The organism is Nocardia sputorum (assembly GCF_027924405.1).
In the GTDB taxonomy this organism is placed as follows: domain Bacteria; phylum Actinomycetota; class Actinomycetes; order Mycobacteriales; family Mycobacteriaceae; genus Nocardia; species Nocardia sputorum.
In genome coordinates this window covers 3,051,852-3,064,356 of the sequence record NZ_AP026978.1, presented here as the reverse complement: position 1 = coordinate 3,064,356, position 12,505 = coordinate 3,051,852, and the positions used below count along the sequence as shown (strand labels likewise).

The 12,505-nt window shown below is 68.0% G+C and carries 11 protein-coding genes; 6 read left to right on the top strand and 5 right to left on the bottom strand.

Translation table 11 applies throughout. From position 1 onward, the window contains the following. Positions 1-39 precede the first annotated feature (39 nt). Positions 40-1,872 carry a fatty acid--CoA ligase FadD11 gene (gene fadD11 / locus QMG86_RS14030; protein ID WP_281879993.1) on the top strand — a complete coding sequence of 611 codons (1,833 nt, stop codon included), beginning with the start codon at positions 40-42 and terminating at the stop codon, positions 1,870-1,872. 8 nt (positions 1,873-1,880) lie between these two features. On the opposite strand, the gene QMG86_RS14025 is transcribed toward fadD11, so the two are convergent. Then, entirely contained in the window at positions 1,881-2,453 is a 573-nt protein-coding gene (locus QMG86_RS14025; RefSeq protein ID WP_281879991.1) for a GNAT family N-acetyltransferase, read from the bottom strand. Between the two features lie 95 nt (positions 2,454-2,548). After that, complete coding sequence (locus QMG86_RS14020; protein WP_281879990.1) at positions 2,549-2,845, bottom strand: hypothetical protein; 297 nt, start codon at positions 2,843-2,845, stop codon at positions 2,549-2,551. 326 nt (positions 2,846-3,171) lie between these two features. On the opposite strand from QMG86_RS14020, the gene QMG86_RS14015 reads away from it, so the two are divergent. After that, a complete protein-coding gene (locus tag QMG86_RS14015) occupies positions 3,172-3,507 on the top strand; it encodes a hypothetical protein (RefSeq protein ID WP_281879989.1) in 336 nt (111 codons plus the stop codon). A gap of 460 nt (positions 3,508-3,967) precedes the next feature. On the opposite strand, the gene QMG86_RS14010 is transcribed toward QMG86_RS14015, so the two are convergent. The 3 genes from QMG86_RS14010 to QMG86_RS14000 all read right to left on the bottom strand — a co-directional run bounded on the left by QMG86_RS14010 (position 3,968) and on the right by QMG86_RS14000 (position 8,809). Next, positions 3,968-5,386 carry a phytoene desaturase family protein gene (locus QMG86_RS14010; protein WP_281879988.1) on the bottom strand — a complete coding sequence of 473 codons (1,419 nt, stop codon included), beginning with the start codon at positions 5,384-5,386 and terminating at the stop codon, positions 3,968-3,970. Between the two features lie 27 nt (positions 5,387-5,413). Beyond that, the gene (locus QMG86_RS14005) at positions 5,414-7,234 is read right to left on the bottom strand and encodes a DUF3556 domain-containing protein (RefSeq protein WP_281879987.1); all 1,821 of its coding nucleotides are present in this window, start codon (positions 7,232-7,234) and stop codon (positions 5,414-5,416) included. Positions 7,235-7,333: 99 nt separating this feature from the next. Then, positions 7,334-8,809: a class I adenylate-forming enzyme family protein gene (locus QMG86_RS14000; RefSeq protein WP_281879986.1), complete on the bottom strand. Its 1,476-nt coding sequence runs from the start codon at positions 8,807-8,809 to the stop codon at positions 7,334-7,336. Between the two features lie 170 nt (positions 8,810-8,979). On the opposite strand from QMG86_RS14000, the gene QMG86_RS13995 reads away from it, so the two are divergent. The 4 genes from QMG86_RS13995 (at position 8,980) to QMG86_RS13980 (ending at position 12,504) form a co-directional block, all read left to right on the top strand. Beyond that, a complete protein-coding gene (locus QMG86_RS13995; protein WP_281879985.1) occupies positions 8,980-10,206 on the top strand; it encodes a PucR family transcriptional regulator in 1,227 nt (408 codons plus the stop codon). 156 nt (positions 10,207-10,362) lie between these two features. Then, positions 10,363-11,265, top strand: coding sequence for a TIGR04222 domain-containing membrane protein (locus QMG86_RS13990; RefSeq protein ID WP_281879984.1), 903 nt, complete (start codon positions 10,363-10,365; stop codon positions 11,263-11,265). Then, a complete protein-coding gene (locus QMG86_RS13985; RefSeq protein ID WP_281879983.1) occupies positions 11,249-12,133 on the top strand; it encodes an MbnB/TglH/ChrH family RiPP precursor modification enzyme in 885 nt (294 codons plus the stop codon). The genes QMG86_RS13990 and QMG86_RS13985 overlap by 17 nt, the downstream gene beginning before the upstream one ends. Then, positions 12,130-12,504, top strand: a complete 375-nt coding sequence (locus QMG86_RS13980) for an SCO6045 C-terminal-like domain-containing protein (RefSeq protein WP_281879981.1) — start codon at positions 12,130-12,132, stop codon at positions 12,502-12,504. The genes QMG86_RS13985 and QMG86_RS13980 overlap by 4 nt, the downstream gene beginning before the upstream one ends. Position 12,505: the final 1 nt, after the last annotated feature.

The following is a 12,505-nucleotide window of genomic DNA, read 5'->3' as shown; positions in this document are numbered from 1 at the left end:
GCCACAGCACCCGTCACCTGATCCGAAGGACTCCCTCCCGTGAGCACTCGACGCTTCGACACCCTCCCGGCGGCTTTCCAGCACAACGCGACCATCGATCCCGACGCGGTCGCACTCCGGACACCCGGGGACGCCGCCACCCTCACCTGGCGCGAATACGAGGCGCAGGTCCGGCGGATCGCCGCCGGCCTGGCGGGGCTGGGCGTGCGCCGCGGCGACACGGTGGCCTTGATGATGTCCAACCGCATCGAGTTCTATCCGCTCGAAGTCGGTGCCCAGCACCTCGGCGCCACCAGCTTCTCGGTGTACAACACCGCCGCGCCCGAGCAGATCGCCTACGTGCTCGGCAACGCCGGTGCGCGGGTGGTGATGTGCGAACCTCGATTCGTCGAGCAGATCCGCGCGAGCGGAGTCGGGCTCGACCACATCATCTGCGTCGATGACGCACCCGAGGGAACCTTGTCGGTCGCCGACGTGATCGCCGCGGGCGAAGAGAGCTTCGACTTCGACGCCGCGTGGCGCGCGGTCGGGCCCGACGACGTCGCCACGCTGATCTACACCTCGGGAACCACGGGCAACCCCAAAGGAGTGGAGACGACGCACGCGAACCTGATGTTCGAGTGCTACGCCGTGGACCAAGTGCTGGGAATCCGGTTCGGGGACACCATCACGTCCTATATGCCCACCGCGCACATCGCCGACCGGCTCACCGCGCTCTACTTCCAGGAGGTCTTCGGCACTCAGGTGACCTGCGTCGCCGACCCCACCATGATCAGCGCCGCCTTGGCCGACCTGCATCCCACCATCTGGGGAGCCGTCCCTCGCGTCTGGGAGAAGCTCAAGGCCGCTATAGAATTCGCGGTCGCGAACGAACCTGCCGAGGACCGGAGGGCGGCGCTGCGGTGGGCGCTGGCGGTGGCCGCCCAGCGCAGTGCGCATCAATTGAACGGGGAGCCGGTCCCCGAATCGGTCGCGGCCGAGTGGGCGCGCGCCGACCAACTGGTGCTGTCGGGGCTTCGAGCGAAACTCGGGCTCGACCGTGTCCGCTGGGCGATGTCCGGCGCCGCGCCGATCCCGGCCGAAACGCTCGGCTTCTTCGCCGGCCTCGGCATCCCGATCGCCGAGATCTGGGGCATGTCCGAACTCACCTGCATCTGCAGCGTCAGCCATCCCGCCGACGCGAGGCTCGGCACCGTGGGCAAGCTGCTGCCCGGCATGCGGGCCCGGCTCGCCGACGACGGCGAACTCCACGTCCACGGCCCGTTGGTGATGAAAGGCTATCGCGGTGAGCCGGGCAAGACCGCCGAGTCCGTCGACTCCGAGGGCTGGCTGAGCACAGGCGACGTGGTCACCATCGACGACGACGGCTATCTCCGGGTCGTCGACCGGAAGAAGGAGTTGATCATCAACTCCGCGGGCAAGAACATGTCGCCGACCAACATCGAGAACGCGATCAAGGCGGCGACACCGCTGATCGGGGCCATCGCCGTGCTCGGCGACGGCCGTCCCTACAACACCGCACTGGTCGTCCTCGACGCCGAATCCGCCGGACCGTACGCCGCGCGCCACGACCTGGGCGACGCCTCGGCGGCGGCCTTGTCGACCGATCCGGGTGTCATCGCCCAGATCGCGGCGGGCATCGCCGCGGGTAACGCTCGACTCTCGCGGGTTGAGCAGGTCAAGCGGTTCCGTCTCCTGCCCACCTTCTGGGAGGCGGGTGGCGACGAAGTCACCCTCACCATGAAACTCAAGCGCCGGGTGATCGCCGAGAAGTACGCCACCGAAATCGCCGAACTCTACGAGCCCGAGCGCCCCGCGGGTGTCCACGAACCCGCCGCCACCCCGGCGGATGCAGTCGTGACAGCGCGCTGAACGCGCGCTCAGCGCTGCTTGACCCAGAACATTCCGCGACCGGACTCCGCGGGCGCGCGTTTCTCCCGCGGCTCGATCCGATCCAGCCGATAGCCGAGCCGCCGGGCGACCGCGGCACTGCGGACATTGGCCTCGTCACAGTGGATCTCGACCCGGTCCACGCCGGGCAAGTCCAACGCGATCCGGGTCAAGGCGGCTGCGCTCCGGGTGATCACACCCCGGCCGGTGTGCGCGGCGTGACACCAGTAGCCGATCTCCACCGCACCCGGACCGAGCCGGTCGTGCAGGCCGATCGCGCCGAGCACATTGCCCGCGGCATCGAAGATGCCGTAGTTGAAGGCTCCGGCGGCGCTGGGCCAGCTCTCGTCCGTCTCCCGGCCGAAGGCGCACTGGCTGTCCAGGGTGGCGGGTTCGGGCAGCCAATCCATCCAGGGGTGGATGAGGTCGTACGACGCGTTGATCGCCTCGAGCCGCGGCCGCACATCCTCCGGAAGCCACCGCCGCAACAGCACGTCGTCCACCTCGATTCGTTGCGGTGGTCCTACACCCGGCGCCAGCGCGGAGCACGATTCGATGTCCATACCGATATGGTGGTGGCCCTGCGCTTGGCCGGGCAACGGATATATCCGGCGCCTGCGCTTTGCCGCTCCGCATCGGCGCTGTTCAGCGGTGGTGATCAAGCGCCTCGGAGGCGGACCTCGGCGTCCAGCTCGGCGGCCGCTTCGGCCAGCGCGGCGGCGTCGGGATCGGCTCCGAGCCGGTCGGCCAGGTCGGCTCGCGACAGGATGAGCATCCCGCGCGGCTCGGACCCGGCACCGGGTTCGATCTTGATGTGTCCCTCTTCCAGCACCAAGCGCGCGTCCGGCTCGTCGGTCGCCAGCAACCGGCGCAAGTCGTCCTGCGTGACTCGACCGGAACCCTGGGTGCCGCTCGGCGTGGCGTCTGCCGACCCGCTCGTCTTTTCAGCGTCCATGGGGATCGATTGCCCTGGCGAATCCACGGGAAACCAGCCGGACCACGTATGACCGCAGTGAGCGCGCCCGGTCGGATGTCACCGCGCTGCGCCCTCCGGAAGTGAGCTTTGCAGGATTCATCCGTCTCGGGTGAGTTGGGGCCTGCTCAGCAGCTCGTACGCTGCACTGTGCGAAAGCTTTCCGCGAGCCGCCGCGCCGGCCGCTGCTCTCGGGTGATTCGACCTGTCGTGGCTGCGGCACAGGACGGTGGAGTGCCCCCGGTGTGGCCGAACTCGCGTCACCGATTCCCTGCGCGCTCCAGCGCAACGAACCGCAGGAGAGGCCAATGACCAGAACCGATATGCCACTCAAGCAAGCGACCGTGTCTTCGTCCACGGCCCAAGAGTCAGCCGAGCGGAGCTCGGTCGGCACGTACACCATCTACAACGACATCGATATTCCCGTTACGGTCTTGATCATGGACGGCCAGAATGGCAATCCCCTGAACCTCATCGCATTGATCCCGGGCGGCACCAGCGACTCGTTCAGCGACGGCAGCTGGGCAGCCGTGCTGTATTTGAACAGCAACTGGCCCGTCTACCAGTGGTCCAACGGAGCCTACTGGTACCACAAAGATGGGCCCTTGCATCCGAACCAAGTCAATGTGAGTTCCATCGGTTGATCCAAAGGTTCGGCCGCCCGACTCAGCCGACACGGCTTGGAGGCCCCGGCCGCGCCGCGGCAGCTGAGGTGCCCGGCAGCCGGAACGAGCATCACAGCACCTGAGACGGTCCCGGAGCACCTCTCCGGGACCGACCGGCGTGCGCAAGACGTGATGTGAAAACGCTCGTCGGACCGGGTCGACACGATCACCGTGCCGAAGACCTGCCGCACCCGACGCAAGCGGTCACCATCGGGAAGCGGAGCGAATGCTCCGGACTAGCTGTGGTGCATGCCGGACGTCATCGCGCAGAGCTTTTGCCCGCACTGGGGATACGTGGTGCTGCGGTGGGCGGCGATACCGCGCGTATAGGCAACACTGGAGCGCCTGCCCAAAGGCCCTTCGGCCATGCGGCGCGTAGATGCCCACGCGGGAACAGTGCCGCAACAAGAGGCCCGGGGCAAAGGCAACACCGAGACGCCTATCCGATACGCGACCGCCGCAGGGCTCGCTGCGCGGCGTTCGCGCCGCACATGCCGTGCGCTCCCGGGCCCGGCGGTGTTGCGGCGGAACAGAGGTAGTGGCCCGGTACGCCGATGTCGTAGGGCTGCAGGGTCATTCGAGGGCCGAACAGCAGCTGGGGGATGTCTTTCGCACCGGTCATGATGTTGCCGCCGACGTAGTTGGGGTTGTATTCGGCGAACCCCGCCGCGCTGCGCGCGCTCGTCCCGACTATGCGGTCGCGGAATCCCGGGGCGAAGCGTTCGATCTGGGCGGTGATCGCCGCTGTCGCATCGCCGCGATATCCGTGCGGGACGTGGGCGTACGCCCAGATCGGATGGATGTCGCCGACCGACCGTTGCGCATCGGCGAGGTACTGCTGCCCGACCAGCACGAAGGGGCGTTCCGGCATACGGCCGCGGTGAATCTCACGTTCGGTCGCGGCGATCTCGGCGAACGTACCGCCCAGATGCACCGTCCCCGCCCGGCGGGCCGCCTCCGCCGTCCACGGCACTCCGCCGTGCACGGCGAAGTCGACTTTGCAGGCGCCAGGACCGTAACGGAAACGGCTGTAGGACTTCCTGATTCGCGGCGGCAGGCGCTCGCCCATGATCTCCGCGACCGCGGTGGGCGCCAAGTCCCACATCGTCACATCCGCCGTCGGCAGATCGGACACCGACCGCACGCGAACGCCCGTTTCGATCTTCCCGCCCAGGTCACCGAGGGCCGCCGCCATGGCTTCGGTGATTCGTCGCGATCCACCGGCGGCGACCGCCCAACCGTAGGTGTGGCCGGCGGTGAGGATGCCCAGGCCGATACCAGCGCTGAGCGGTCGATGCAACGGATGAAACGCATGAGCCGCGACGCCGCCGAACAGCCCCCTGGCCTGCTCGGTCCGAAACAGTCCGGCCAGCAGCGCGGCCGGGGCGAGGGCGGGTATCCCGAACCGGGCCAGCGAGATCGGATGGCGTGGCAGGCGCAGCAGCGGCCGCATGATGTCACCGCTCATCCGCTCGTAACCCGCGGCCGTACGCTCGAACAGCAGCCGCCACGCTCGGCCGTCGCTGCCGAGACCGGCGGCGGTCTCCCCGACCGAGCGCAGCAGCACGCCCGCGGTGCCGTCGTCGAGCGGATGGGCGCAGTCGATCTCCGGCCACGCCCAGGACAATCCGTAACGCGTCAGGTCGAGTTCGCGCAGGAACGGAGAGCCGACCGCCATCGGGTGGATGGCCGAGCAGTGGTCGTGCAATAGGCCGGGCACGATCGCCTCGCCGGTGCGGGTGCCGCCGCCGATCTCGTCGGCGGCCTCCAGCACGGTGACGTCCGATCCGGCTCGGGCCAAGATGATGGCCGCGGCCAAGCCGTTGGGGCCGCTGCCGACCACCACTGCGGTACTCATGTCGCTCTCCTGTCCCTACGGTATGCCTCAGCCGACGGTCTGTGGGGCCAGAACCCGCGTCGATGCGTCCGGCAGCATCGGCACCGTGTAGCCCGCGCGCCGCCACGTCACCTCGTGCGGGATGGGGCCGTCGGGCAGCCACGGTTGCGTCTCGACGGCGTCGCGCACACGCCAGGTGCCGCGTTCGACGACGCCGAGCGCCGCGTCGATCACCTGATACTGCTGGACGCCGCGGTGGATGGGCTGCGACTCCACCCACACCACGATCCACTCGCCCGGCGCGAACCCGACCCGGGACTGCACAGCGTTCACGAGGTCCAGGTTGTGCAGGTGACCGTCGCCGAAGTTGAAGCCGATCAGCGAGTTGCAGCCGAATTCCGCTTCCCGCACGGTCCATCGATCGATGTCGGGAAGGAGCTTGTACAGCAACGAGAACAGTCCGCGTCCCTGGCTGTGCATCGAGCGCCACGCGATCGTCTGCTGCATGGTGATCTCCGCGATCGCGGGCGGATAGCCCATGGCCTTCAACTGGTCGATCTGGTTCGTCGTGGGCCGGTGCTCGATGGTGTTGAGCTTCTCCTCCGCACCAGGGGCGAAGGCCCACAGGGCCGACGCCCAGTTACCGGCGTACTGGCGCATCGACGGCAGGAAGGACACCAGATCCGGGCGCAGGTTCCCGAGGACCGGGAAGAACATCAGCGCCGCGACGATCACCACAGCCAGCCACGGCGAGGAGATGTCACCGAGGCCATAGCCGGCTTCGTTGGGAAAGCCCAGGAACAGGAAGACGGTCAGGTAGGCGAACAGGACATTCCACTCCAACGGCACCGCGAGCGGGAACGTCGAGGTGATGAACGCGTGGAAGATCACCATCAGCACCACGCCCGCCAGCGTCAGCCAGTGGTTGGTGGAGAACAGCAGCACCAGCGGCGTGACGATCTCGACGGTGGTGCCCCCGACATGGGCCAGGAACGACGCGACCTTCGACGGACGGAGGTCCCGGGGGAAGTCACGGTAGTGCAGCCGCTTGATCCACTTGGCGGGCACGCCCGGGCTGTTGGAGACCATCGGCGGAACCACATTGGTGAAGTGCCGCCCGAACTTCGACACACCCGCTCCGATCCACACCACGCAGATCAGCAGCTTGGCGGCGACGATCATGTCCACGAACGGCAACACCGCGAAGAACACCAGTGCGGGCAGGTACTGCTCGCCGCGCGCGGTGAGGAAGATCGTCTTGTCCCGCAGGCCGCATAGGACGTACAGCACGATCGGGGCGATCAACAGCGCAGGATTCACCAGGCCGGAGGTATTGTCCGGCAACACCGCGCTGAGCGAGGCGCTCGGCACACCGGGCAGCACGATCGCCACCAGCAACGTCGCCAGGAACGCCAGATACAGCAGCACGTCGAAGACCGTGCGCGTGTCGCCGCCCGTGAACGGGACCCGCCGCCAAGGGCGCAGGCGGATCGTGCCGGGGCGTGCGTAGAACAGGATTCCGCCGGTCATCGGCTTGAACTTGCCCGCGAGCGGCCCCCACGACCCGGCGATCCCGAGTGCCTCGATGAAGACCGTCCACAACACCAGCTTCTGATAGACGATCGGCTCGTCCCACCACGCCGTCACGTCCCAGAACGGGCCGACGCCGGAACTCCAGGTCGCCAACGCGACCCCGGCCAGCACCGAGACCAGCAGAACCTTGAGCAGATAAATCGTGTGGATCATCCTCGGCGAGCCGAAGCCGTATTCGGCCCAGTGCAGAGCGAGTGTTTTCATCCGCTCCCGCAACGGCTGGTCGAGGAATGTCGTCACGTCGACGGGCGGAAAATCCGCTGTTTTGAATCCCATTGTTCGGACCTTTCTCATCCGATGAACCGAGCGCATGCGAGGACCCGGCCGAATTCGGTTCGGATCGTTGAATTCCGCTCTCCGCCGAGCGGATTGTTCCTATGCCGTGTATGCCGTGGTGACCGCGTCGGCGGCCAGCGCGCGGAGCTTTCGTTTGTCGATCTTGCCGACCGCATTCCGTGGCAGCGCGGCGGTGAGTCCGATCGACACCGGCACCTTCCCGCGGGACAGGGATTTCCGGCAGTGCTCCACGAGATCCACGGCATCGACTCGCGTCCCGGGCATGGTCACCACTTGGGCGACGGGGACCTCACCGAGAACCGGATCGGGAGCGCCGACCACCGCGGCCTCCAAGACGGCGGGATGGGCGTGCAGGACGTTCTCGATCTCCTTGGGGTAGATGTTCTCCCCGCCGCGCAGGATCATGTCTTTGATCCGATCGACCAGGACCAGGTATCCGTCCGAATCGAAGTAGCCGACATCGCCGGTGTGCAGCCAGCCGTCTCGCACCGTTCGCGCGGTCGCCTCGGGCCGGCCGAGATACCCGCGCATGACGTTGGCGCCCCGGATGACCACTTCCCCGCGCGTCCCGGTGGCCACGACTCGGCCGTCGGCATCCACGATCGCTACGGCTTGCCCTGGCAGCGGCCGCCCGACCGTGCCCGGCTTCCGTGGTCCGTCCGGCGGATTGAGCGTCGAGGCGCAGGTGCCTTCCGACAATCCGTAACCTTCCACGATCGGTACCCCGAAACGCGCTTCGAATCGCGCGATCAGTTCCGCGGGCATAGGCGCGGCCCCACAGATCGCGCGGCGTAGCGACGAGGTGTCCGGCACCGCATTCTCGGGCTGCGCGACGAGCATCGCGTAGATCGCGGGCACAGCCGAAAAGTAGGTCGGCCGAACGCGTTCCACGATGCCGAAGAACGCCGAAGCCGAGAATCGGCCCGCGATCGTGGCCCGGCCACCGGCGAGCAACGGCGACAGGATGCCGACCACGATCCCGTTGACGTGGAACAGCGGCAGGACCAGCAGGCTGTGGTCGGTGTCGTCCAAGCTCAGAGCTTCGACGAGCATCTCGCACATCGCGGCGATGTTGGCGTGGTCGAGAACCACCCCCTTCGGCTGCCCGGTGGTGCCACTGGTGTAGATGATCAGCGCCGCGGCGCCGGGATCCACCGGCACCGGTTCGGGCCCGCCGGTTTCGGGGCCGGGCCCGGCCACTTCGGTGACATCCAGCGTTCCCGCTCCGCGTCCGTCTTCGGTCACGACCACCTTCGCCCGGCAGTCATCGATCTGATAACGCACCTCCTGGGAGGTCGAATCCGGCTTTACGGGAGTGACCGCGGCGCCGAGCCGCCACGCCGCGAAAAGAATGACGATGAATTCGAGTCGATTCCGCAATACGAGAGCGACGACATCGCCCTCGCGGACTCCATTGACGTAAAGGACGGCCGTGGCCCTGCGCACTCTTCTCGCGAAATCCTGATTATCGAGCTGCTCGCGGTCGTCCGCGATGCAGGGGTCGGACGGATTCCATGCGGCGCGGACCTCCGGAATTTCTACAACGTGCTGCATTCATAGCCTCGACTGCTTCGGGGTGACTGGAATTACATACCAAGGTAGATTCGGCGCCAGGCCACAGCTACGGGCCCGCATCCCAGAGTTTCCGTGCGGCTTTGTACCGCCGGCACAAAAGGATGGGGAATGCGTCCGAGCCGTCGCACCGATTCCGGTACGGTCCGGACATGAGCGTTGACGTGGACAGAACCATCCGCGATGTCGCCGGACGCGTCGAAGCCGATCTGGACCGACTGATCCCCGAGATGACCGCGATGTTCGTGGAGGTCATCCCGGAGTTCCGCCACGACGACGAAGTGCGGCGGCTGATGGTCGCCAGCACCGCGTCCAACCTCACCGCGATCCTCGACATGCTCACACTGAGCATCTCCCGCGACGACATCACCGTGCCGCCCGCCGCCGCCGAATACGCTCGACGCTTCGCCCAGCACGGAATGTCGCTGGAGGCCCTCCTGCGCGCGTACCGCCTCGGCGAGCACATGTTCATGCAACGGACCATCGCCGTACTCCGGCACTCGGAGGCCTCCGCCGACCTGGCCCTGGAGACCACCAGCCGGGTCGGCCTGCTGGTCAACAGCTACATCGACCAGGTCATCGAGGGTGTCATCGACATCTACGAGAGCGAACGCCGGCGCTGGGACGCGCGCACGGACAACACCCGCGCGGCCCAGATCCGCGCGGTGCTGGACACCGAAAACCTCGACCTGGCCTCGGCGGAGCAGATGCTGGCCGCCTCGTTGCGGGGATGGCACGTGGCCGCGATCGTCTGGGTGCGCGAACCCGTCACGTCATCGATCGACTCGGTGCGAGCGGGAGTCTCGATGCTGCAGGCCGCGACCGGGAAGCATCCGCTGACGGTGCTGGTGGACGAGCAGAATTGCTGGGCCTGGATCTCCTCCATCGGCCGACCGTCGCTCGATGCCGATCGCTTGGAGCGAGACCTGGCCCGCCGACCGGAACTCCGCGTCGCGATCGGCGATCCCGGCGCCGGACTGGCCGGCTTCCGGCAGACCTTCCGCGATGCCCAGCGCGCTCGCAACCTGGCGTTGACCGCCGACCCGACCCGCGCGCTGACCTTGTACTCCCGCGTGGCATTGGCGAGCCTGCTCGTCGACCATCTGCCCGACACGAAAGCATGGGTACGCCGGGTGCTCGGCGACCTCATGCGCGACGACGAGACCACCGCGCGTCTTCGTGAGACGGTGCAGACCTATCTCGAAGCCCGCGGCAGCCTCACCGACGCCGCGGCGCGCATGCACGTGCACAAGAACACCGTCCACTACCGGATTCGCAGAGCCGAGGAGGTGCTCGGCCACCCGTTGACGGTGAACCGGCTGGAGACCGAAGTCGCCCTGATGGTCTCCGAACAGCTGGGCCTCGACCGGATGGAGTGAACCCCGCCCGGCGGCGATGACCGCATCCGGCCGGCGGTTTCCGGCGAGCGGAGAGGTGACACGCGGGGACATCTGCACAGCACGGCGATTCGTCATGGCGTGCGAAGCCCCGCGGCCCGATACTGAGGGCAGGTTGGACCGATTCCGAGGTGGAAGATGAATGTGATCGGGGTGGGCTCGGACGGGCTTGTCGCGGCCGGTGAGACCTGGGGCATCTCCGGGCCGGAATTCCTGGCGATATACCTGCCGCTCGTGCTGGTGGCGGCGGTCGCCGGGATCTGGCTGCGAGTACGTGTCACGGGTGCTGATCCGGAGGCAGACGCGGTTGCGGCGCCGGGCGCGGAACTGACGTCGCCCGAAGTAGGAATGCTTTTCGGCGACCAGAACGCCGAACTGGCGGCGATGGCGCGGCTGCGCGCTGTCGACGCGATCGATTCGGGGGCCGCGCCGGTTCGCACCCTCACGGCGCAGGAGCGCGGACAGCTGGATCCGTTCACCGTGTCGGTGTACGACCGGCTGTCGGCGGGTCAGCGCAAGACCGTTGTCGGCGGATCGTCCGCCGCGCTCGAGGCACTGCGTACCAGAATGATCGACCTCGGGTACTTCCCCGGACCCACGGTGCGCCACGGATTGCGCGACGCGGGCATGCCGCTGCTGGTCACCGGCGCGCTCGGCGTGGTGCGCATCATCGCGGGCGCCTCGCACGGAAACCCGGTCGGCCTGCTGGTGCTGGTGGTGATCGCGCAGGCGTTCGCCTACTGGCTGGTGGTGCGCAAGCCGCGGCTCACCGCGCTTGGCGTCCGCGCGCGCGACGCCGCGAACGAGCGCAATCGCCATCTGCGCCCGAGCAATTCCCCTTCTTTCGCCACCTACGGCGCCGAGAGCGCGGCGATCGCGGCCGCCGTGTTCGGCATCGGCGCGCTGAGCGCGCTGGATCCCGGCCTCGCCCAAGCGGTCGTACCGCCGAGCGCGTCGAGCGGCGGCGGTGACGGCGGCGGCGACAGCGGGGGCGGCGGCTGCGGCGGCGGCTGTGGAGGCTGTGGTGGTTGCGGCGGCTGAACCGTTCGGGCCGCTGCCCGAGGGTGCGCTCGGAATAGGCTGGCGACCGGAGATCTGCGGGGTGATAGCGGCTTTGGATGGACTCGAGTTCTGCGAGGTCATCGCCGAGTCGTTGCCCAAGGATCCCCGCCGTGCCGGACAACTGATCGTCCCCGAAGAATTGACAGCTCTGCGTGCGCGAGGCGTCGCCGTGGTGCCGCACGGCATCGCGCTGTCGCTCGGCGGCGCGGAGCCGGTCGCAGATCAGCGCGTCGAGCACTTGGCGGCGTGCGCGGTGGCCGTCGCGGCTCCGCTGGTGAGTGAGCACGTCGCTTTCGTCCGCGCGGGCGGCCTGGAAGCAGGCCACCTGCTTCCGGTCCCGCGCACCCGCGAAGCGCTGGACGCGCTGACCCGCAATATCACCCGAACACGCGCGGCGCTGGACGTCCCCCTCGCTGTGGAGAACATCGCGACGCTGTTCGACTGGCCCGACGACGAATACACCGAAGCGGAATTCCTGTCCGAACTCGTCGAGCGCACCGGTGTCTTGCTCCTGCTCGATCTCGCCAATGTCTACGCGAACGCTCGCAACCGAGGTCGCGATCCCCTCGCCGAGCTGCTGCGCCTGCCCGCCGAACACGTCGCCTACTGTCATGTCGCGGGCGGTCACGAGTCCGGTGGCCGCTACCACGACACGCACACCGATCCGCTTCCCGCGGAGCTGCTGACTCTGGTCGCGGAGTTCGCCGCGCGGCACCGCGCGCCGATGATGCTCGAACGGGACGGCAACTATCCGCCCGCGGCCGAACTGCTCGACGAGCTGGATGCCATCGCGGCGGCCGCGGGCCGGCCGCCGATCACCACCGGCGCCAGGGCGGTAGTGGCGTGAGCGCCGGATCCGGACCGGCGCCCCACGCCACCCTGGCCGAGCGACAGGCAGCACTGGTGCGAGCGCTGGTCGCTGGAGCCGCCACACCCGTGGGTTTCGATGTGGACGCCGTCGCTGCCGCGGCCGAGGCATTGCTGCACAAGCGTGCCCATGAGGTGGCGCGTCGCTTCCCGCTGCTGGTGCACGCCTGCGACGGCGATTTCACCGCACGCTTCACGACGTGGGCCCGCGAGCATCCCAAGACGACGACCTCCGCTGACGCGGCAGCTTTCGCGGCCGCCGAAGGTATCGACTGGAACGCCACGCCGCGCCGATGGGCAGTCAGCCGCTTGTTCCGCCGACATCGTGCCGCAGGCCGCGGCGCTCGCTGAA